The sequence below is a fragment of the Mesoflavibacter zeaxanthinifaciens subsp. sabulilitoris genome (assembly GCF_014191595.1).
In the GTDB taxonomy this organism is placed as follows: domain Bacteria; phylum Bacteroidota; class Bacteroidia; order Flavobacteriales; family Flavobacteriaceae; genus Mesoflavibacter; species Mesoflavibacter zeaxanthinifaciens.
The window spans coordinates 192,932-216,717 of the sequence record NZ_JACHWV010000007.1 but is presented as its reverse complement, the minus strand read 5'-3'; the positions used below and the strand labels follow the sequence as shown (position 1 = coordinate 216,717).

At 33.2% G+C, this 23,786-nt stretch carries 17 protein-coding genes and 1 pseudogene; 11 read left to right on the top strand and 7 right to left on the bottom strand.

Annotated features, from left to right (window positions below; genetic code table 11):
- Positions 1 to 10: 10 nt before the first annotated feature.
- The 5 genes from FHS04_RS12060 (at position 11) to FHS04_RS12040 (ending at position 4,935) form a co-directional block, all read left to right on the top strand.
- Positions 11 to 562: an NUDIX hydrolase gene (locus FHS04_RS12060; RefSeq protein ID WP_106678411.1), complete on the top strand. Its 552-nt coding sequence runs from the start codon at positions 11 to 13 to the stop codon at positions 560 to 562.
- Entirely contained in the window at positions 563 to 1,246 is a 684-nt protein-coding gene (locus tag FHS04_RS12055) for a PrsW family intramembrane metalloprotease (protein WP_221184984.1), read from the top strand. It begins immediately after the preceding gene.
- 93 nt (positions 1,247 to 1,339) lie between these two features.
- Positions 1,340 to 1,825, top strand: coding sequence for an acetyl-CoA carboxylase biotin carboxyl carrier protein subunit (locus tag FHS04_RS12050; RefSeq protein WP_106678413.1), 486 nt, complete (start codon positions 1,340 to 1,342; stop codon positions 1,823 to 1,825).
- A 1-nt stretch (position 1,826) separates the two neighbouring features.
- Entirely contained in the window at positions 1,827 to 3,269 is a 1,443-nt protein-coding gene (accC, locus tag FHS04_RS12045; RefSeq protein WP_106678415.1) for an acetyl-CoA carboxylase biotin carboxylase subunit, read from the top strand.
- A gap of 124 nt (positions 3,270 to 3,393) precedes the next feature.
- Positions 3,394 to 4,935, top strand: coding sequence for an acyl-CoA carboxylase subunit beta (locus FHS04_RS12040; protein ID WP_106678751.1), 1,542 nt, complete (start codon positions 3,394 to 3,396; stop codon positions 4,933 to 4,935).
- Between the two features lie 65 nt (positions 4,936 to 5,000).
- On the opposite strand, the gene FHS04_RS12035 is transcribed toward FHS04_RS12040, so the two are convergent.
- Complete coding sequence (locus tag FHS04_RS12035; RefSeq protein WP_106678417.1) at positions 5,001 to 6,797, bottom strand: ribonucleoside-diphosphate reductase subunit alpha; 1,797 nt, start codon at positions 6,795 to 6,797, stop codon at positions 5,001 to 5,003.
- Positions 6,798 to 8,072, bottom strand: a complete 1,275-nt coding sequence (locus FHS04_RS12030; protein ID WP_027879903.1) for a ribonucleotide-diphosphate reductase subunit beta — start codon at positions 8,070 to 8,072, stop codon at positions 6,798 to 6,800.
- A gap of 345 nt (positions 8,073 to 8,417) precedes the next feature.
- On the opposite strand from FHS04_RS12030, the gene FHS04_RS12025 reads away from it, so the two are divergent.
- Positions 8,418 to 9,626: a multidrug effflux MFS transporter gene (locus FHS04_RS12025; RefSeq protein ID WP_106678419.1), complete on the top strand. Its 1,209-nt coding sequence runs from the start codon at positions 8,418 to 8,420 to the stop codon at positions 9,624 to 9,626.
- On the opposite strand, the gene FHS04_RS12020 is transcribed toward FHS04_RS12025, so the two are convergent.
- Positions 9,618 to 10,250 carry a MarC family NAAT transporter gene (locus tag FHS04_RS12020; RefSeq protein ID WP_106678421.1) on the bottom strand — a complete coding sequence of 211 codons (633 nt, stop codon included), beginning with the start codon at positions 10,248 to 10,250 and terminating at the stop codon, positions 9,618 to 9,620. The two genes, FHS04_RS12025 and FHS04_RS12020, sit on opposite strands and share 9 nt — an antisense overlap.
- A 261-nt stretch (positions 10,251 to 10,511) precedes the next feature.
- On the opposite strand from FHS04_RS12020, the gene FHS04_RS12015 reads away from it, so the two are divergent.
- The 4 genes from FHS04_RS12015 to FHS04_RS12000 all read left to right on the top strand — a co-directional run bounded on the left by FHS04_RS12015 (position 10,512) and on the right by FHS04_RS12000 (position 16,718).
- Positions 10,512 to 12,008, top strand: coding sequence for a PhoX family protein (locus FHS04_RS12015; protein ID WP_106678423.1), 1,497 nt, complete (start codon positions 10,512 to 10,514; stop codon positions 12,006 to 12,008).
- Between the two features lie 77 nt (positions 12,009 to 12,085).
- The gene (locus tag FHS04_RS12010; protein WP_106678425.1) at positions 12,086 to 13,912 is read left to right on the top strand and encodes a cytochrome-c peroxidase; all 1,827 of its coding nucleotides are present in this window, start codon (positions 12,086 to 12,088) and stop codon (positions 13,910 to 13,912) included.
- Between the two features lie 245 nt (positions 13,913 to 14,157).
- Complete coding sequence (locus FHS04_RS12005; RefSeq protein ID WP_106678427.1) at positions 14,158 to 16,074, top strand: DUF294 nucleotidyltransferase-like domain-containing protein; 1,917 nt, start codon at positions 14,158 to 14,160, stop codon at positions 16,072 to 16,074.
- A 2-nt stretch (positions 16,075 to 16,076) separates the two neighbouring features.
- A complete protein-coding gene (locus FHS04_RS12000) occupies positions 16,077 to 16,718 on the top strand; it encodes a 3'-5' exonuclease (RefSeq protein ID WP_106678429.1) in 642 nt (213 codons plus the stop codon).
- 100 nt (positions 16,719 to 16,818) lie between these two features.
- Here FHS04_RS12000 and FHS04_RS11995 read toward each other — a convergent pair whose 3' ends face one another.
- Positions 16,819 to 17,127 carry a GIY-YIG nuclease family protein gene (locus FHS04_RS11995; RefSeq protein ID WP_106678431.1) on the bottom strand — a complete coding sequence of 103 codons (309 nt, stop codon included), beginning with the start codon at positions 17,125 to 17,127 and terminating at the stop codon, positions 16,819 to 16,821.
- A gap of 339 nt (positions 17,128 to 17,466) precedes the next feature.
- A pseudogene (locus tag FHS04_RS11990) lies at positions 17,467 to 18,006 on the bottom strand (type I restriction endonuclease subunit R); the annotation flags it as partial.
- Between the two features lie 1,030 nt (positions 18,007 to 19,036).
- Between FHS04_RS11990 and FHS04_RS11985 the strand changes: the two are divergent.
- Entirely contained in the window at positions 19,037 to 19,231 is a 195-nt protein-coding gene (locus tag FHS04_RS11985; protein ID WP_027879896.1) for a cold-shock protein, read from the top strand.
- 554 nt (positions 19,232 to 19,785) lie between these two features.
- Here FHS04_RS11985 and acs read toward each other — a convergent pair.
- Entirely contained in the window at positions 19,786 to 21,693 is a 1,908-nt protein-coding gene (gene acs, locus FHS04_RS11980) for an acetate--CoA ligase (protein WP_106678433.1), read from the bottom strand.
- 199 nt (positions 21,694 to 21,892) lie between these two features.
- On the bottom strand, positions 21,893 to 23,785 hold the full coding sequence (locus tag FHS04_RS11975) for an acetate--CoA ligase (RefSeq protein ID WP_106678435.1): 1,893 nt from the start codon (positions 23,783 to 23,785) through the stop codon (positions 21,893 to 21,895).
- Position 23,786: the final 1 nt, after the last annotated feature.

The following is a 23,786-nucleotide window of genomic DNA, read 5'->3' as shown; positions in this document are numbered from 1 at the left end:
TCTTTTTTTAATGGAAGAATACATAGACATAGTCACCAAATCAGGTAAACCAACAGGTAAATCTGCTACTAAAACCGAAATACACAAAAAAGGTTGGTATCATAATACCGTACACATTTGGTTATATACTTCTAAAGGAGAAATTTTACTACAGCAACGTGCTGCTAGTAAAGCTATTTGTCCGTTACTTTGGGACGTTAGTGTTGCCGGACATATTGATGCAGGTGAAACTATTGAAAGCGGAGCCATTAGAGAAATTAAAGAAGAAATTGGGCTTAAAATACAAGAAGATTACTTAGAAAAAATTGGTGTATTTCCTTGTTTTCAAACCTATCCAAACGGGATAATTGACAACGAATTTCATCATACATTTATAGCACAATTAAACGTTGACTTATCCAAATTAACGCCTCGAAAAGAAGAAGTTGAAGCTTTAAAATTGGTAAGCATTTCTAAATTTAAAGACTTATTAGATAATAGCGATAAAAACGGACATTTTGTATCTAGTAATTATGATTATTACATTAAAGTTTTAGAAGCTATAACCAAAAAAATAAATTAAATGACTGTTATCCAACTTATCATTATGGCACTAGCACCAATTGCAACTATAGTGGCATATATTTATTTTAAAGATAAATATGAAAAAGAACCAACTAGATTACTGATAATTTCATTTTTACTAGGTGCTATTGTAAGTGTAATCATTACCACAATATTTTATATATTTTTTAATAACTTTTTACCTTTAGAAGATAAATTAAGTGTTTGGGAGCAGTTTAAACAAGCCTTTTTTGTTGTTGGCTTCTCCGAAGAGTTAAGTAAATACCTAATTGTATTGTTATTTGCACAGCGTCATAAAGAATTTAACGAGCCTTTTGATGGCATAGTCTACGCCGTTATGGTTTCTATGGGATTTGCTGCAACCGAAAACATAATGTATGTACTGCAACACGGTGCTAGCACTGCACTATTAAGGGCATTTACAGCTGTACCTGCTCACGCTACATTTGGTATTTTAATGGGATATTTTATGGGTATGGCAAAATTTAAACCTAATAAGCTTTTTCTAAACCTTTGTGGTTTGTTGTTAGCTATTGTTTTTCATGGTGCTTACGATTTCTTTTTATTTATAAATTTTATACCTGGTATTTGGGTTGGAGCATTTGTATCTCTAGCCTTAGGTCTATTCTTGTCTAGAAAAGCTATAAAACGTCACCAAAAAGGATCTTTTTTTAAAAACTAACAACTATGTCTTTTTAGCAAATAATACTTTATAACTTGGGATAAAAAATGGATTTATCAGTATCTTTACAAGTAATTAAATACAAATAAAACAATGAATATATCCTACAAAGTTAAAGTTAATAACAACTCCGAATTTGAGGTAACTTCCCAAGATATTTCAGCATTAGATAGCGTTAAGGTTAACAATCAATCTTACCATATCCTTGACAACAACACATCTTATAAAGCTGAAATTTTAGCATCTAACTTCAATAAAAAATCCTATACCGTTAATATTAACAATAATAATTACACGGTAAATATCGAAAACGATTTAGATCAACTAATAAAATCTTTAGGTTTTGAAATTGGTGCTTCTAAAAAAGTAAACGAAATTAAAGCGCCAATGCCTGGTCTTATTTTAGACGTCATGGTAAAACCTGGTGACGAAGTTTCAGTAGATACACCACTTTTAATCCTTGAAGCCATGAAAATGGAAAACAGTATCCTATCGCCTCGTGAAGGTATTATAAAATCTGTATCTGGTGGAAAAGGTACTACTGTAGATAAAGGCGAATTATTAATTGAATTTGAATAAAATGAAAAAAATATTAGTCGCCAACCGTGGCGAAATCGCAATAAGAGTCATGAAAACTGCCCAAAAAATGGGTATTAAAACAGTTGCAGTCTACTCTACTGCAGATCGTAATGCACCTCATGTAAAATTTGCTGATGAAGCAGTTTTAATTGGTGAAGCTCCTTCTAACCAATCTTATTTATTAGGCGAAAAAATTATAGAAGTTGCAAAACAACTTAACGTAGACGGAATACATCCTGGTTATGGATTTTTAAGTGAAAATGCAGACTTTGCAGAGCTTTGCGAAGCTAACAACGTTACTTTTATTGGTCCAAAATCATACGCCATCAAAGTGATGGGTAGCAAATTAGCAGCTAAAGATGCCGTTAAAGCCTACGATATCCCAATGGTACCTGGTACTGACCAGGCTATTACAGATATTTCTGAAGCTAAAAAGATAGCACAAGGCATTGGCTTTCCTATTTTAATTAAAGCATCTGCTGGTGGTGGCGGTAAAGGAATGCGTATTGTTGAAAAAGAAGCCGATTTTGAATCACAGATGAATCGCGCCATTAGTGAAGCGGTTAACGCGTTTGGTGATGGCTCTGTTTTTATTGAAAAATATGTAGCCTCTCCAAGACATATCGAAATTCAAGTAATGGCAGATACACACGGTAATGTCATTCACCTTTTTGAACGCGAGTGTAGTATTCAGCGTCGTCATCAAAAAGTAGTAGAAGAAGCACCAAGTGCTGTATTAACTCCTGAGTTAAGAGAAAGAATGGGACAAGCTGCTATTAAAGTAGCCAAAGCTTGCGACTATGTTGGTGCCGGTACAGTCGAGTTTTTATTAGATGATCAACATAACTTTTATTTCTTAGAGATGAATACCAGATTACAGGTAGAACATCCTGTAAGCGAAATTATTGCTGGTGTAGATTTAGTAGAACTTCAAATACAAGTTGCTCGTGGCGAAAAGCTTCCTATAAAACAAGAAGATTTAAAAATAAATGGTCACGCTTTAGAGCTTCGTGTATATGCTGAAGATCCTTTAAACGACTTCTTACCTAGCGTTGGTCACTTAGAGCAATACCAAATTCCTGTTGGTGATGGTATTCGTGTAGATAACGGTTTTGAAGAAGGTATGGACATTCCTATTTATTATGATCCAATGTTAGCCAAATTAATTACTTATGGTAAAACACGTGAAGAAGCTATACAACTGATGCTTAAAGCTATTTCAGAATATAAAGTAAAAGGGATAGAAACCACTTTACCTTTTGGTGCATTTGTTTGTCAACATGAAGCGTTTACCTCTGGAAACTTTGATACACACTTCGTAAAAAAATACTATTCGCCAGAAGCCTTACAGCAACAAACAGAAAAAGAAGCTAAAATAGCCGCTTTAATTGCTGTAAAACAGTATTTAGAAGATCAAAAACAATTAAGAGTACCAACTAATTAATATGAGTTTTATGTCATTTTGTACGCTTGTGCTAAGCGCAGTCAAAGTAAGATGTGGTATCTAATAATTTAAAATAGACGCTGCATTGTAGCGCAGAATGACAAAAAAAGATAAAATTTCAATTATGGAATCTAAAATAAAAGAATTAAACGAAAAACTTGAACTTGCCAAATTAGGAGGCGGACAAGTAAGAATAGATAAACAACACGAAAAGAAAAAACTAACCGCTAGAGAACGTATCGAGTACTTAATGGACGAAGGTTCTTTTGAAGAAATCGGTGCTTTAGTCACACATCGTACGGTAGATTTTGGGATGCAAAACCAAAAGTTTTATGGTGATGGTGTCGTAACTGGTTACGGTACAATAGATGGACGTCTTGTCTATATATTTGCACAAGACTTTACTGTTTTTGGTGGTGCGCTATCAGAAACACATGCCGAAAAGATTTGTAAAATCATGGATATGGCACTTAAGGTTGGTGCACCATTTATCGGTCTTAACGATTCTGGTGGTGCACGTATCCAAGAAGGTGTTAGATCGCTTGGTGGTTATGCAGATATTTTTCACCGTAATGTAAAAGCTTCTGGTGTTATTCCGCAAATTTCAGCAATTATGGGACCATGTGCTGGTGGTGCAGTATACTCTCCTGCAATGACCGACTTTACCATGATGGTAGAAGATACAAGTTACATGTTTGTAACAGGTCCAAACGTTGTAAAAACGGTTACTAACGAAACCGTTACTAGTGAAGAATTAGGTGGCGCAAGTACACACAGTACAAAATCTGGTGTAGCACATACAACTTCTGCAAATGATGTTGAATGTTTAGAAGATGTTAAACGTCTACTAAGTTATTTACCACAAAGCAACTTAGAAAAACCAAGAGATCTTCCTTATGATTTAGGTGAAGAAACTCGAGAGCAATTAATGAATATTATACCAGATCATGCTAGTAAACCTTACGACATGCATGAGGTAATTAACGGTATTATTGATGAAGATTCCTTTTTTGAAATTCATAAAGATTTTGCCGAAAATATCATTGTTGGTTTTGCTCGTATTGGTGGAAAAAGCGTTGGTATTGTAGCCAATCAACCTTTATTTTTAGCAGGAGTTTTAGATGTAGATAGTTCGCGTAAAGCAGCACGTTTTACTCGTTTTTGTGACGCCTTTAATATTCCGTTATTAGTATTAGTAGATGTCCCTGGTTTCTTACCTGGTACCGATCAAGAATGGAATGCAATTATTGTACATGGTGCAAAATTACTGTATGCATTAAGTGAAGCAACTGTACCAAAAGTAACTGTTATTACGCGTAAAGCTTATGGTGGCGCTTATGATGTAATGAATTCTAAGCATATTGGTGCCGATTTAAATTACGCTTGGCCAAGTGCCGAAATTGCTGTAATGGGTGCAAAAGGTGCTAGTGAAATTATCTTTAGAAAAGAAATTAAAGCAGCCGATAATCCTGAAGAAAAACTGTTAGAAAAAGAAGCAGAATATGCAGATTTATTTGCTAATCCCTATAAAGCTGCAGAACGCGGATTTATAGACGAAGTGATTTTACCAAAAGATACCAGACGTAAATTAATTAAAGCGTTTACCATGTTGGAAGACAAAGAAGAAGTATTACCTAATAGAAAACATGGTAATATTCCTTTATAAAACTAAAAAATCCCGATGTAAAACATCGGGATTTTTTTTATAACACTTAATTGTAAATTGATAGACTAAGCTTCACAGCTAGCACAATCTTTCTTTTGTTTAAATTTTTGTGCAGCATTCATACTATGCTGGTAGTAAAGCGATTTTAATCCTAATTTCCATGCTGTAACATGTATTTTATTAATCTCTTTTACTGGCATATCTGGATGAATAATAATATTAACAGACTGTCCTTGATCAATATGATTTTGACGGTTTGCTGCTTGATAAATAATATCCATTTGGTCTATTTCAGAATAAGTTTTAAATACATCTTTTTCTAATTCTGATAAGAAATCTAAATGCTGTACAGATCCGTCGTTATCTCTAATACTTCTCCATACTTCGGTTGTATTTTTACCTTTAGATTCTAATAAGTCTTCTAAATAAGAGTTTTTAATAGTGGTTTTAATCTTAGCGATATCTTTTACATAAATATTTGACCAAATTGGCTCAATACCTTGTGATACTTGACCTAAGATAAATGCAGAAGATGTTGTTGGTGCTACCGCATTTAAGGTTGCATTACGTCTTCCGTAACCTTTTAATACTTTTGGTTCTCCAAATTTTTCTGCTAACTCTTCTGAAGCTTTGTAAGATTTATCTTTAATTACTTTAAAGATCTCACTGTTTAAACTAAAAGCTTCTTGACTGTTAAATGGTAACATTTTAGATTGTAATAACGAGTGCCATCCTAATACACCTAAACCTAAAGAACGGTTTTCTTTAGCAAAGTTGTAGGCGCGCTCCATAAACATAAATGTTTGTCTGTCATCACGATTAGGAGAGTCTCTGTATACTTCTAATTTTTCAACAAATTCAGTAATAACTGCATCTAAGAAGTATACCATAGTTTCTACTGCATCTGTATCTTTCCATTTATCATAGTGTAACACATTTACAGAAGATAATACACATACAAAAGACCAGTCGTCATTTGATGGTAACATAATTTCTGTACATAAGTTACTTGCATAGATTGGTAACTTTTTGTCTTGGTAGACATCTGCTGCGTTGTTATTAGCATTATCTGTAAAGAAAATGTAAGGATAACCCATTTCACCTCTACGTTGTAATACTTTTGCCCATGTGCTACGCTTGTCTACATCACCATCTATCATTTCTTGCATCCATTGGTTGGTAACAGTTACACCATGTGTTAACTCTTGTATTGGGTTACCTTCTGTACCAATTTCTAAAAATTCATTAATGTCTGGATGCTCTATTGGTAAGTATGGCGAAAAACGTCCACGTCTTACTGACCCTTGACTAACAACATCTACCATAGATTCAAATAACTGCATGATATGTACTGCACCAGAAGCATAACCATTGTTTTTTACTTCAGATCCACGATGTCTTATTTTTCCAAAGTAGCCAGAGGTACCACCTCCTAATTTTGACATCATTCCTACTTCTGATTGTGAGTAAAGTATGTTACCCATATCATCATCTACATGCGATCCAAAACAGCTAATTGGTAAACCTCTTTCTTTTCCAAAGTTTGACCATACTGGTGATGCTAAAGAAAAGTATCCTTCTGACATGTAGTTATAAAACTTATCAGAATAACCAGGTATTTGTAAAATTTGTTCTGCTCTATCTGCTATTTCTCTTATACGCTGTTCTGCGCTTACGCCTTCAGTTAAGTAGCCTGCTGCTAAAAACTGTCTACTATGATCTGTTAACCATTTAAATCCTCCTGTTCCAGAAGTTTTTATTTGGTTTAACGACTTTTTTCTTGCATCTATTAATGGATTAGCTTCCGTTTGTTTTTCTTGGTTTTGAGCTTCCTGGGTCTGGTTTTTATTTTGTTCTATCATTTAAAAAAGGTCATCACTGGTTATACTTTGGGTTCTTTTACTATAGTTTATAGAGCGCTTTACAAAAAAGTCGCCATGTTTGGTTCCGATAATTTCATCGTCAAACCATTCTGTTTCTGCTAGTAGTTTTTCGTCTACTTCAAATATTTTATCAATACCTATGCTTTCTAAGGAGTTGTTAAATCTGTTTTTTATAAACTCATTAACCACTGCTTTTGGTAAAAAGTCAATTTCTCCTTTTTCAAAAATCCAGTCTACTATTTTGCTTTCAGACTCAAAAGACTCAAGACACATATCTTTTATCATTTGCTCGTACGCTGCATCAAACCATTCTGGATTTTCGTCTTTTATAATTTTTATAATATCAATTCCAAAATCTCCGTGTATTTGCTCTTCTTTAGAAGTTGCTTCTACCACGTTAGATATTCCTTTTAATACGTTTTTATGCTTGTTAAACGCCATGATAATTAAGAACTGTGAGAATAAAGACACGTGTTCTATAAACAATGAAAATAACAAGATAGACTCTGCATATTCTTGATTATCTTCACTTTTTGCGTTTTTTAGTGCAGTTTCAAGATACTGCACACGCTTCATAATCACAGGTTTTTTCTTTAAGGTTTTAAACTCATTGTTTAATCCTAAAATTTCTAATAAATGTGAGTATGCATCATGATGTCTTACTTCACTTTCAGCAAATGTTGCGCCTACAGATCCAATTTCTGGTTTTGGCATACGGTGATAAATATCTCCCCAAAACGATTTTACTGCAACTTCTATTTGAGAAATAGCTAACATTGTATTTTTAATCGCACTACGCTCTACTTCATTCAATCCTGCCTTAAAATCTTGAATATCGCTTGTAAAGTTAAACTCTGTATGTATCCAATATGAGTGTCTAATTGCTGGAACATATTCGTATAATTGTGGATACTCATATGGCTTAAGATTTATACGTTTTTCAAAGATATTTGTCTTACGCTTTCTGGCTTGTTCATCTCTATATAATATGTAGGCTTTTGCTACATCTAAAAAATGACTTTCCATTAAAGCATTTTCTACTGCATCTTGAACAGTTTCTACCGTAGGAATGTAATTTGGATCATTCTCTTTATGCTTTAAAAGGCTAGTTTCTACTAGTTGAGATACACGCTCTGCATCTTCTAAACTCCCGTGTTCTAAAGCGGTCATCGCTTTTAGAATCGCATTGGTAATCTTACTAAGCTGAAAAGGTACAGTCGTAAAATCCCTCTTGATAATGTGATTAATTTGCATGATGGTAATTGATTTTTTTGTGTCTTAAAAGGATTATAAAATTGCGATTTTATTTCGAGCGTATTCAAAAAATACCATTTAGTTTTTCCACATAATTATCAACAATTGGTTATCCCTTACTATTACTGAAATGATAAAAATTTACTGTTAATTTTTTGTAAAAAAAACTTAAAAACCGAAGTTTTTATCGGTGAATTTTAAGAGTAATAAAACGCTAAATAGATCATTTTTGACTTTTGAAGTTGAAATAATTTACGCTGTTTTGCTTAGCTTATTTTTTAAAAATTAACATTCTATTATCATTATAAAATATGACACCTTTTAAGCATTAGCTAATTTTGCAAGATGCAAAACTCTAACCCTGCTTTTAAGAATGAATTTGTAGCATTAATGGCATCTTTAATGTCTATTGTTGCACTAACCATAGATGCATTATTACCTGCTTTACCTAACATTGCCGAAGATTTAAACATTACAGATCCTAATAGTACACAATGGTTAATTACCATGATATTTTTAGGGATTGGTTTTGGGCAGTTAATATTTGGACCGTTGTCTGATAGTTACGGTCGTAAGCCTATTGTTTACATAGGCTTTTTTATTTTTATTATTTCTAGTATTATCTGTGTTACTACAAAAAACTTCGAAATGATGTTGTTTGCTAGAGTATTACAAGGTGTTGGGTTGTCTGCGCCAAGGACAATATCTATTGCTATGGTTAGAGACTCTTTTAGTGGAGATTTTATGGCAAAACTGCTATCTGTAATTGTTATGTTTTTTATTCTGGTACCTGTTATAGCTCCTACTTTTGGCCAAATACTATTAGAATGGTTTGATTGGCGTGCTATTTTTAATGCTAATCTTATATTTGGATCTGTTGTTATGTTATGGTTTTGGAAACGTCAACCAGAAACATTAGATAAAAGTAAACGTATTAAATTTTCTCCTAGCATTTTTATTACTGGCACAAAGGAGTTTTTTAAACACAAAGAAGCGGTAGCTTTTACACTAACTTCTGGTTTTATTACTGGATCTTTTATGGTGTATTTAAGCACTTCACAACAGATTTATCAAGATCAATATAATTTAGGCGAATTGTTTCCTTACTTTTTTGCTAGTACTGCGTTGTCTATTGGGTTATCTACCTTTACTAATAGTAGATTGGTTATGCGTTTTGGGTCGCGTAACATTGCATTTTATGCTACTGTTGCCTACTTTTTAATCTCAATTTTATATGTCATTTTATTTATATCTGGAAACAACCCAAGTATTGGAGTTTTAATTTCTTTTTTCTTAATTCAGTTTTTTGCTGTTGGGTTTATTTTTGGTAATTACCGTTCTTTAGCAATGGAGCCTTTAGGGCATATTGCCGGTATTGGTGCAGCAATTAACGGGTTTATATCTACAGTTATGGCGGTACCAATTGCTAATTACATTGGTAGCTTTGTACACACATCTGTACTTCCTTTATTTATAGGGTTTTCTGTATTTGGTTTACTATCGTTAATAACCTTTTATGTTCTAAAATACAGTACACAAAGAAAATTAGCTTAATAGATTTATAACAATGTTTTCTACTGAAGAAATTATATACTGCACACCTATTGATATAACAATAAAACCAATAATTCTTGATAAAGCATTAATACCAGACGCGCCTAAAAACTTTACTATAAAATGTGCACTTTTAAGTATTAAATATATTGCAATGGTAACAAGTAGTACTGCAGATAGGATTATTAAAACGTCTTTAGTTAATGTATACTCTTGATTGTAGGTTATTAATAAAGATATTGTTCCTGGTCCTGCTAACATTGGTATTGCTAAAGGTGTTAAGCTAATAGCGTCTCTATTATGTATATCTTCTTGTACACGTTTGCGCTTCATACCTTTATGCTCTCTAAATTTACCTGTCAACAAAGCAAAACCCGAAGAGGTTATAATTAATCCACCTGCTATTTTTAGTGCATTTAATGTAATCCCAAAAAACGATAATATATATTGTCCTGCAAAAAAGGATAAAAACAGAATAATTAATACATCTAAAGCAGTCCAAAACGCAATTTTAGCTCGTTCTTTTTTAGAGTGTTCTTGCGTTAATCCCACAAAAACAGGCACTGTCCCTAAGGGATTAATAATAGAGAATAAAGCGCCAAAAGCAATTAAAAATAAGTCCATTGTTTTTTCTGCAAATTCACTCTATTTTTTAATGGCTTAAGTTATCTTAAACTTAAATCATCTTTAAAAGTAGATTAACTACAAAAAACCACAATACAGTTTTAAACACCTAAAAACAAGCAACTTAAACCCGTTTTTACAATTACTTAACTTAGTAACATTAGCGTAAAATTTAATTAATCTAAGCATTAATTTAAGTTAACTTATAAAGAATAATGTCAGAGTAGTTTTGTTCAAAATCAAATTTTAAACAACCTTAAAATGAACACATTTAAACAACTATTTTTACAATTTAGCTTAGTAGCTGCTGTTGGAAGCTCTTTCTTTGCATGTGATGGCGAAGATGGATTAAACGGTCAAGACGGACAAGATGGTCAAGACTTTACGCCTACAGAAACCATTTTTTCTAACAAATCTTCTTTAAACCCGTTAGTAAATATTAACCCTAATTTTAGTAACGTAAATGCTTACTCTTTAATTAGCTCTACAGACGTATTATCTAACGGTTTCCGTTTAGTTGGCGCACAAGATGGTGCTGGATTTTTAAAAGATGGAGACGAATATATTTATGTTGTTAATGCAGAAGATGATTATAGTGTATCTAGAATTCGTTTTGATCAATACATGAATCCTATACAAGGTGAATGGTTACTTAACGCTGGTGTTGCAGATTATGCAAGACAATGCTCTGGTACTATGTGGGAAGCAGCTGTACATGGTGGATCTCAAGATTTATTCCTATCGGCTTCAGAAAGTATTTCTTATGACGTGAAAGGTATTGACCCTTGGATTGAAACTCCTACGCCTACTGCAGATTTTGGATTAGATGCTTTAGGTGAATTTTCATGGGAAAATGCTGTGCCATTACCTCAAAATGCTTACGCTGGTAAAACAGTAATTATTGGTGGTGATGATGACTCTAGCGGATCTGAAGGTCAGGTAACTATGTACTTATCAGAAAACGGTGATGCAGATTTAGATAATGGTAAAATTTACGTTTTAAGATTTAAGCAAATTTCTAACGGATCTGGTGGCGTACAAGACGTAGCTGCTAACACTGTATATAACGAAGGTGACTTAGATTTTGGTATGACTTACGATGTAGAGTTTGTAGAAATTGTTAACGGTGCTAGCTTAACTAAAAACGAAATGGAAACGGCTTGCTCTAACGTATACGCCTCTCAATTTATGCGTGTAGAAGATGTAGACTACCAAAAAGGAAGTGATGATAACGGACGTAACGTATACTTTGCTGTTACAGGTCGTGGTCCAGGACAAGGTACTTACAACGATTGGGGAACCGTTTATAAATTACAATTAGATGCAGACAACCCTTTACAAGGTCAATTAACACAAATTGTTAGCGGTAATACAGATACTAACAATATGGATGGAAATTTATCTACCCTACAAAGTCCTGATAACATTTGTGTTACAGAAAACTATGTATATATTCAAGAAGATCCAAACTCTTTTAGCCGTAACCATGCTGCAAGAATTTATCAAACAGATTTAAATGGAAGCAACCCATTAGCAGTATTAGATTTAAAAATTGAAGCTAATTTAGAACCTAACGGAAGCGATGCATTTTCTGGTGAATTTGGTGCCTTAATTGACATCTCTGATAAAATAGGAGAACCAGATACTTTTTTACTTAATCTACAACCACATTACTGGAAAAGCAGTGATTTTGTATCTAATAACTTACCACATAACCAAGGTGGACAAATTGTGTTGTTAAAAGGATTACCAAGATAAATTATCCCTTTATTTTAATCCTAAATGAATCTTCACGTCTTGTGAAGATTCATTTTTATTATTTATATCGTTTTTAGATGAAAACACTTATTCAACTTTCTATTCTTACCACTACTCTACTTTTTATTGCTTGTAAACAGAAAAGCAATAGCGCAACTACAGCAATGAAAACTGTAGATGTTATTACATGGCAAAAAGCTCAAACGTATTACATCCAACATATGGATAAAGCCATAAACTATCTTGACAGCTTAAAACAAACTGGTGTTAACGGTACAAAATCTAAATACTATTTTGCTAAAGCAAGAGAAGCTTTTAAAATTGCCGAACCTTTTGCGTCTTACCTTAATCCAGAAGTTGGTCATCGTACCAACGGTCCTGCTTTACCTGTGTATAAAGAAGACACAGGTAAGATATTATATCCTATCGGTCTTCAAAAAATTGAAGAAAGCGTATACGAACAAGACATTACAGACAAAGACTTTGATCAAGAAATTAAAATCACACAAGGATTAATGCTAGTTTTAAAAGGTGATATGACCAAACGTCAACTTACACCTCAACGCTTTTTTAGAGCTACACATCAGCAGTTGTTTAGACTAGTTAGTTTAGCTATTTCTGGTTTTGATACACCTGTTAGCCATCTAGGTATTAAAGAAACAGCAACGTCTTTAAATAGCTTATATAAGGTGTATGAGTTTACCCTTCAACCTAGTATTATAAAAAAAGATGCACTTTTAGATCAACAATTTAAAAACAGTATTGAAAACGCAGTAAAGTACGTTGAAAACAACACCAATTTTGATACATTTGATCGTTTTACTTTTACAAGAGATTACCTTAATCCTATTACTACGCAATGGGTAAATATTCGTAAAACTGCAGATATTTGGGAACCAACAACTACAGATCCTTTCAATTTTGATGCACCTACTTTTTTTGAAAATAACAGTTTTAATCTTAATCATTTTACTGCTGTTAATAATCGTAATCCTTCTAAAGCTCAAATTGACTTAGGTAAAAAGTTGTTTTTTGATCCTAACCTATCGGCTAATCACAATATGGCTTGCGTAACTTGTCATTCTCCAAATAAAGGATATGCAGACGGATTGACAACTAGTCTTGATAACAATGGTAAACCTTTAAATCGTAATACACCAACCTTAATTAATAGTGCTTTTCAGCGTAGCTTTTTTTGGGATGGACGCTCAGAAACGATGATAGAACAAATAGCTTCTGTGTTTTTAAACGAAAAGGAATTTAATACCAATGTGCATCAATTTTCAGAAGATATCCTTAAAGATTCTTCTTACATAAAAGCATTTAAAGCTGCATATGGAAAAATTCCGAAGAAAAATACTGAAGTTATAAAAGCACTTTCATCTTACATTTCAACTTTAAATAGTTTTAACTCTAGATTTGATAAAAATATTAGAGGAGAAATTAATGATTTTACAGATCAAGAACGCTTAGGTTACAATCTATTTATGGGAAAAGCATTGTGTGCTACCTGCCATTTTATGCCTTTAACTAATGGTACTGTACCTCCATTTTTTTCAGAAACAGAAAAAGAAGTTATTGGTGTTCCTAAAACTGCTGCAAATAAAGAAAATGATGACGATTTAGGGTTTTATTTTAAGTATAAAGAAAACTTGCACAAAGGGATGTTTAAAACACCAACCGTGCGTAACGTATCATTAACAGCGCCATATATGCATAACGGCGTTTATGATAGTTTAGAACAAGTCATGGATTTTTATAATCGTGGTGGTGGCGGCGGACTTGGTTTTGATTTACCTCATCAAACCTTACCTTTTGATGAGCTTAACCTAACCACAGAAGAACAACAAGCTATTATTGCTTATTTAAAGACTTTAACTAGCGTACCAGAAGACGGTTATTAAGTAATTAATAGTATTGAGATTGCTTCGTCCTTTCGTACTCATAATAACAACTCATATGTCATTCCGATGTTTACTTAGTTCTTCACTGAATTGTCATACTGAGCCTGTCGAAGTATTATCGAAGTACTTAGTTAAATTTAGTAAGAACTGAACGAATCTCAATAGTCATTAGCAAGCTATATATAATTAGCACATTATAAACCCAATACAACATTCAGCATTTATTTTTTCTCTAAATTAGTAAGATGAATAAAAACACAATTGCTGAACGTATACTAGATTTCCTTAAAGGTTTTCCTCCTTTTGATGCGTTAACTTATGAGCAATTAATAACTATATCTTCTCAAGTTAAAGTATTATATGTAGAGCCTAACCATTTTGTTTTTAAACAAGGAACTAGTATTAAAGATGAATTTTACGTAGTAAAAAATGGTGCAATTGGTGTATATCATGAAAACAAATTAGTAGATCAATGTGATGAAGGCGATATTTTTGGCTTACGTGCCTTAATACGTAAAGATCAATATTTTTTAGATGCTAAAGCTATAGAAGAAAGTATCATTTACAGTATCTCTTCTACCCTATTGCAAGACATTATTATTAGTAATCCAAAAGCTAACCAATTTATCATGGCTAGCTTTGCAACTAATACGCGTAACCCATACGCAAAAGACGATAAAGGTACTTTATTAGGTAACCTTGAGTTTTTAAAACCTGATGCTTCAGGTTTTACAGAAGCACAATCTGCTATATATTCTAAAAACCCGATATGTTGTACTCCAGAAACTAGTATTAAGGCAGCATCTTTAATCATGAAAGAGCACAATGTAGGTTCTATTGTAATTACTAAAAATCAAAAACCTATAGGTATAATTACTGATAAAGACTTACGTAATCAAATTGCTACCGGTATTCATCATATAGACGAGCCTGTAACAGCAATTATGTCTTCACCTGTATTATCATTTCCACCAACAATCACGGTTGCCGAAGCTCAAATAGCTACCTTAAAACATCAAATTTCACACTTATGCATTACCGAAGACGGTACTGATCAGTCTAAAATTATAGGCATGTTATCAGAGCATGATATTATTGTTGTTCATGGTAATAACCCAGCCGTATTAATTAAAGAAATTAAACGCGCAAAAACTGCAGAAAGTTTAAAGTATATTAGAGAAAAAGCACAAACACTACTTAAAAATTATTTAGACCAAAGTTTACCTATGGTGTTTACCGCTAATATTATTTCTGCAATAAATGATGCGGTAACCAAACAGGTTATAGAGTTAAGTATTATTCAGCTTAACCAAAAACCACCAGCCAAATTTGCTTGGTTAGCCATAGGCAGTCAAGGTCGTAAAGAACAACTATTAATGACCGATCAAGACAACGCTTTAGTTTTTAGTGATAAAAATTTACATGAGTCTGATATTGAAACCGCTAGAGCCTACTTTTTAAAATTAGCTAATACTATAAATGACCAATTACATCATATTGGTTTTGACTATTGTCCTGCCAATATGATGGCACGTAACCCAGATTGGTGTTTAACGTTAACCGAATGGAAAGCAAAATTTAATAATTGGATTACACAACCAACACAAGAAAAGATTTTACTTTGCAATATCTTTTTTGATTACAATCTAATTTATGGCAACAAAAAACTAGTGCATAAAATGTCTAATAGTATTTTTAAATCTATAGAGCAATATGAAATATTCCTTAATTTTTTAGCTTTAAATGCACTTAAAAATCCGCCACCATTAAGTTTTTTTAGACAATTTTTAGTAGAAGACTCTGGCGAGCATAAAGACCAGTTTGATATTAAAAAAAGAGCAATAATGCCACTAGTAGACGCTGCTAGGTTATTAATACTGTCGCATCACGTTAAAGACTTTAATAGTACTATTGCTCGTTACAAAAAGCTACAAGAGTTAGAGCCTCAAAATGCAGATTTATATGATGCCTGCATTAATGCTTTTAAAATTTTGCTACGATTTAGAGCAAATCAAGGTTTAAAACATAAAGATTCAGGTCAATTTGTAGATGTAAAAAGTCTAAGTAAATCCGATCGTTTAAAATTAAAAGGCTGCTTTAAACCTGTAAAAGATATTCAAACCTTGGTGCAAGTCCGTTTTAAATTATCGCAAATGATGTAATTATGCGTTGGTTTAAATCAAAAACATATCCCGAATTTTGGAATAGCTATGCCAATAGCTTTCATAAAAAATACAGCCTAGAAGATACACGCTTTGTGGTTTTTGATACCGAAACCACAGGTTTAAATCCTAAACAGGATCGATTATTATCAATAGGTACAGTAACCATCATAAACTTTCAAATTGATGTTGCAGACCAACTAGAGTGCTACATCAAACAAGAACATTTTAATACAAAAACTGTTGAAATACATGGTATTTTAAAAGAAGGATCTCTTCATAAAATAGAAGAAAAGGAAGCTATCAAACAGTTTTTAAAACATATTGAAGGTGCTATTCTTGTTGCACATCACGTACACTTTGATGTTGCAATGATTAATGAAGCGTTAAAGCGTTTAGGTTTACCCAAACTAAAAAATAAAACTGTAGATACAGGCATTTTGTACCGCAAAACAAAATACATAAAAACAGATAAACATTACAGCTTAGACGATTTGTGCAACAAATTTAATATTACCATGCACGATCGGCATACTGCATCTGGTGATGCCTATTTAACCGCTATTCTATTTTTAAAACTCTGCGCCTTACTTAAAGCGAAAAATAAAAGACTAACACTAAGGGATGTATTGAGGAGGTATTAGAATATAGTTATTTATAGCATTCTAATGTGATTACGAGCATCCAATGTCATTACGAGCATCCAATGTCATTGCGAGCGCAGCGAAGCAATCTAACTCATACTCACATATCACCATACACTTCCTTAGCCCTATCAAACAAATCAGTATAATCAGGATTAGTCGCTACTATTAAAGCTATCTTCTTAGCTCTACTACCCGCTTTAAGTTGCTTTTCTCTAGCTATGGCATCACCTATACTTTGAAACGCTTCAACATAAACCAACTTGTTTAAATTATAACGTGCAGTAAAAGATTTCATATTTACTTTATCCTTATGCTGTTGTACTCTTTTTACAATATTACTGGTAACACCAACGTATAAAGTCGTGTAAGTTTTGTTGGTCATTATGTAAGTAAAGCCAGGTTTCATTATTTTATTCTTATGTCATTGCGAGCGTCCTATTGTTATTATGAGCATCTCATGTCATTACTAGCATCCCATGTCATCGTGAGCGTAGCGAAGCAATCTCTTTTTGTATTGCTAATTGTTAAATACTCATTGATTAAAATAGATTACTTCGTCCTGCGTCCTCGTAATGACAACTGTAACGTCATTGCGCGCACAGTGAAGCAATCTTATTGATTATTGATTATTGTCTAATTGTCCAACTAGACTGCTTCTTCGTACCTCATCGCAGTGACAATTAGTCTGTCATTGCGAGCGTAGCAAAGTAATCTCATTATTCATTAATTATTGTTAATTGCTTATTGTTAATAAAGTTAGCAAAATACGATCCTTTCCATCTGCAATATTCTCCATGACTTTATTTACGGCAATCTCTTGGTAATATCTTGGTCCGAAATTACCTATCAATAAAAATGGAATATTTTGTAGTTTTTGTTTTAACGCATTCTGTTTACCGTAAACTTTATTATAAAGTTCTTGAGGTGTTGGAAATTGATTAATATAATCTCCCTTACCTGTTCTTTTGTCAAACTCATAAATTTGCTTACCATTAGTAGCGTAAACAAAGTTTATTTTTAGTTTGTCAGCATAATCTAAAGCCTGTTGTAAACCTTTGGTTGGATGGTCACCGAGCTTTTTAGCTTCAATAATAGCTAAATTGGTATTATTAAACTTAAGAAGATAGTCTAAGAACAAGCGCTTACCGCGTTTATTACCTATCAACTTCCTACCACCTGTAAAGCAATACTCTCTAATTATATGGATAGCTTCCCATTGACTTTTTGCCAATTTTTGATCTATAAAATTAGCTCTAGTATCAGATTCTGAAATGTGTTTTGTCATTTAATTGAATTCAATTATCAATCTACTATATCAAAGTTGGGAGAGTTTAAATATACCAACTTTTTAATAATTTGAAACCCTGTTCAATAAAAAATAAAGATAAATTTAAGTTGGTTTAAATAACAGCTAGCTAAAGTATTGACTCCTAAAAATTTAATGATTTTTTACAAAAATCTACATTTATTTTACATACATTTGTTAAGTATTTACTTTGTATATACAATGACGAGTGAGTAAGAAACACTCAAGACCTTATAAAATTTAGCCTAAAAACGGAGTTCTAGCGGTGTTTTAGGCTTTTTTTGTGCATTATTCTCAATTAGCAATAAACATTGAGATTTCTTCGTCCTGCGTCCTCGCAATGACTATAGGTTACTTACAATGACAATGGGATGTTTGTAATGACAATCCTTAAGTAAGACTATAGATTGGACAATAGGTTGTCATACTTAGCCTGTCGAAGTATTGTTCATGTGCTTCAAAAAAAATCAAACACTACATTGTATACAACTAATATGACTTCTCGATACAATACACTTCTTACGTCGTGTATCACTCGAAGTGACGTGGTAGGTTAAAATTTGTAATGGATTAGTAGTAATTAGTGAAATTTGTGTCTTAGTTAGTCATTAATCGTTAAAAAGAGATTGCTTCGCTGCGCTCGCAATGACAATAGGATAATGCTGGCAATGAAAATAAAACCGTGCTTTGTATATCGATTATAGTATCTCAAACATATTATCAAACTATTATTATTTTATTATGTATCAAATAATTAGGTGGTGTTAATTAAATAGTCTATGTTTGCAACTCAATAAAAGATACCTATAGAGGTTTAAGGTAGTATATAGTACAATTAGTTTTACGAGTTTTTCTCTTCTTTCCAATTTTATTTTTCAATTACTTTTCAATAGTGTTTTTAAGTTAATAGATTGTTTATGCAATCTAATTATTAATCTTTAGTATGCTTTTCTTAACTAGGACGTTCTTTATTGTAAACACATTATTAGTAATTTAAAATTAAGTAACGATGCAAGAAGGCACAGTAAAATTTTTCAACAATTTAAAAGGATTCGGATTTATTAAATCATCAGAAACAGGAGAAGACATTTTTGTTCACAACTCTGGTTTAAGAGATGATATTAAAGAAGATGACAAAGTACAGTTTAATACTGAACAAGGAAAAAAAGGATTAAATGCGGTTAACGTAGAAGTAATCTTTTAATCAAAAAAAACATATTTATCTTCTAAGATAAAATTGTAAAAGACCGTTTAAATAAACGGTCTTTTTTTATGCGACTTCTCTCTACGATCGAAGTGACTATAGAATTTTTTTTCTGGTTTAAGGGTAATTTATGTCTTGGTTAGTTAGTCATTAATTAATAGTCATTAAAAAGAGATTGCTTCGTCCTGCGTCCTCGCAATGACAATAGGACGCTTGTAATGACAACCTTAATGTCATTCCGAAGGAGGTACGACTGAAGGAATCTCACTAGTTGTTAATGATTAATTATGTGACTTCTCTCTGCGATCGAAGTGACTATAGATTTTTTTTTCTGGTTTAAGGGTAATTTATGTCTTGGTTAGTTAGTCATTAATTAATAGTCATTAAAAAGAGATTGCTTCGCTGCGCTCGCAATGACAATGGGATATTTATAATGACTTGACGATGCTAGTAATAACAAAAAACACCTCCAAAATTGAAGGTGTTTCACACTTAAATAATCAAATAAATCAAACAATAGTTTGTTAGTTAGTTTGTCTTCTTAGATTAAAAATTTATAAAGCATTATCCATAATTTCTTGTACGACTTCTGGATTTAGTAATGTACTAGTATCACCTAAATTACCAGTGTCTTTACTTGCTATTTTACGTAAAATACGACGCATAATTTTTCCGCTTCGTGTTTTTGGCAATCCATTTGTAAACTGAATTTTATCTAACTTAGCAATTGGTCCTATTTGCTCTGTGATTAATTGGTTAATCTCTTTACGTAAATTGTTATGATCACGTCCTTCGCCTGTTTCTTTTAACGTCACGTAACCGTATAACGCATTTCCTTTAATATCATGAGGGAAACCTACAATTGCAGACTCAGCTACTGCTGGATGCTCATTAATAGCATCTTCTATTGGTGCAGTACCAAGGTTATGACCTGATACGATAATAACATCATCCACACGACCTGTAATACGGTAATACCCTACTTCATCTCTTAACGCGCCATCACCTGTGAAATATTTGTTGTCGTAAGCCGAGAAATACGTGTCTTTATAACGCTGATGGTTGCCCCAAATAGTACGCGCCATACTTGGCCAAGGGAATTTTATACACAAGCGACCATCTACTTGATTGCCTTTAATTTCTTGTCCGTGTTCATCCATTAACGCTGGCTGAATTCCGATAAAAGGAAGCGTTGCATAGGTTGGTTTTGTTGGTGTTGCAAATGCTATTGGTGTAATCATAATTCCACCAGTTTCGGTTTGCCACCAAGTATCTACAATAGGTGCTTTTTTCTTTCCTACGTTATCATCATACCAATGCCAAGCTTCTTCATTTATTGGTTCGCCAACGGTTCCTAATACTTTTAAAGATGATAAATCGTGTTTTTCTAAGTGGTCTACACCTTCTTTTGCTAATGCACGAATAGCTGTTGGTGCTGTATAGAATTGGTTAACCTTATGTTTTTCTACAATATCCCAAAAACGACCAAAGTCTGGATAACTTGGTACACCTTCAAACATTACGGTTGTAGCACCATTACATAATGGTCCGTAAACAATGTAACTATGTCCTGTAATCCAACCTATATCTGCTGTACACCAATACACATCTTTTTCTCGATATTGAAACACGTTTTTAAACGTGTAAGCTGTATACACCATGTATCCAGCTGTAGTATGCACCATGCCTTTTGGCTTACCTGTGGAACCTGAAGTATATAAAATGAATAACGGATCTTCTGCATTCATAATTTCTGGCACACAATCGTGATAAGCGTCATCTAATAAAGGTTGTAACCAATGGTCGCGACCGTCTTTCATGTTAATATCACTATTAATTCGTTTTGCTACCAAAACGCTTTCTATGGAATTACATTCTTCTAAAGCTTCGTCTACAATACCTTTTAAGTCTATGGTTTTTGCACCACGATACGATCCGTCACTGGTAATAACCATTTTACATTCTGAGTCGTTAATACGCGTTGCTAATGCTGTAGAAGAAAACCCAGCAAAAACTACTGAATGTATCGCACCAATTCGCGCACAAGCCAATACTGAAATGGCTAATTCTGGAATCATTGGTAAATAAATACAAACACGATCGCCTTTACCAATGCCTTTATCTTTTAATACATTTGCCATACGACACACACGGTCGTGTAATTGGCGGTATGTGATATGTTCTGCCTCTTCTTTAGGATCGTTAGGTTCGAAAATTATTGCGGTTTTATCGCCTCTTGTGTATAGATGTCTGTCTATGCAATTTTCGGTAATGTTTAGTTGAGCGCCTTCAAACCATTTTACTTCTGGTTTGGAAAAATCCCAACTTAAAACATTGTCCCATTTTTTTCGCCATAAAAAATGCTCTTCTGCTATTTCTTCCCAAAACACTTCAGGGTTTCTGACTGATTTACGGTAGACTTGGTAGTATTCTTCTAAGTGTTTGATATGATAATTACTCATAATGCTTATATGTTATTTTAGTTTTGTTTTAATTATAATAGGTCTCGACTGCGCTCGACCAGATATTTTATTTTATGTTATTATTTTTATTTTCTTCGACTCACTTCGACTACGCTCAGTGACCATTACTCTTTGACTATACTCGATGTAACAGTTATCGTCTGTTCAAGTGATGCGCCTAAGCGTATTGTATCGAGAACTAATGAATCCCAATATGATGGGTTTGATAAATTGTTTTTATTTCGTCTATAATTGTAACATCATCAATGGTTGATGGAATGTTGTATTGTTGTTCGTCTGCGATATTTCGTAACAATTTACGAAGAATTTTACCGCTTCTAGTTTTTGGTAATCGGTTAACTACCAATACGTCTTTAAAGGAAGCGACTGCGCCAATCTCATGACGCACATCTTTGATAATTTCATTTTGAATGGTATCATTATCATTTGTGTTATCTGACTTTAAAACTACTAAGCCTAGAGGTTTTTGTCCTTTTATATCGCAATGCACTCCAAATACAGCACATTCGGCTACAGATTTATGAGAGGCTACAATTTCTTCCATTTCGGCAGTAGATAATCTGTGACCAGCAACGTTTATAATATCGTCTACTCTACCTGTTATAAATATGTAGCCATCTTCGTCTTTATAACCACCATCGCCAGAAAAATAATACCCTGGAAATTTGTTTAAATATCCTGATTTAAAACGTTCTGTGTTTCCCCATAAATTCATTAATGTTCCTGGTGGTAATGGTAATTTGGCAGCAACATATCCTTCTACTCCTGCTTCTACTTCGTGACCTTCTTCATTTAAAATTTGAATATCATAACCACTTACCGGAAAGCTTGCCGATCCAGGTCTTACTTCTTGTAATTGTACACCAACCATATTTGCTAGCATTGGCCAACCGCTTTCTGTTTGCCACCAATGATCTATTACCGGAACTTGTAATTTTTCTTGGGTCCAAGTTAAAGTTGCTACGTCGCAACGTTCGCCAGCTAAGAATTGATATTTTAGACAGGATAAATCATAGTTTTTAATCATTTGTCCTTCGGGATCTTCTTTTTTTATCGCTCTAATGGCTGTTGGTGCTGTAAACATGACTTTTACATTATGCTCGCTAATAACACGCCAAAAGGTTGAAGCGTCTGGTGTTTTTATAGGCTTACCTTCAAAGAGAATAGTTGTGTTTCGGTTTAATAACGGTCCGTACACAATAAAACTATGACCTACAACCCAACCTACATCACTAGCTGCCCAATAAACATCATCTTCATTAACACCATATACGTTTTTCATTGAGAATTTTAACGCAGTAGCATAGCCACCAGTATCTCTAATGATGCCTTTTGGTTTTCCTGTTGTGCCGGAAGTATATAAAATATAAGATGGATGTGTTGCTGGTAAAGGTACTGCATCTACTGCTAACGATGTTTCTACTAAAGTTTTATAGTCTACATCATAACTTTTTTTAGGAATATCTACTTCTTGATCTCTATCAAACACAATAACATGTTCTGGTTTGTTTTTGGCTTGTGCAATAGCATCGTCTACATAAGGTTTATATGGAATGATACGCTGTATTTCGATTCCATTTGAAGCGGTAATGACAGCTTTTGGTTTGCAATCGTCAATACGAATGGCTAACTCATGCGGTGCAAAACCACCAAATACTACCGAATGTATGACTCCTATCCTTACACATGCTAGCATAGCATATAAGGCTTGCGGTATCATAGGCATATAAATAATACAAGTATCGCCTTTTTTTAGTCCTAAACTTAGTAATCCGCCAGCAAGTTTAGAGACTTCTTTGTGTAATTGATTATAGGTTATATGCTGTTTGGTATTGGTAACTGGCGAGTCATAAATTATTGCATTTTGATTACCATAACCATCTTTTATATGTTTGTCTATACACAAATAGCTTAAGTTAAGTTGACCGTCTTCAAACCATTGAAAATAGTCATGTTGGTCTTTAGACAAAATAGTATTTGGTTGTTTATACCAGTCTAATTGTTGCGCTTGTTCTTTCCAGAATTGTTCTGGATATTTAATACTTTTTTTATAGAAATCTTGATACAGCATA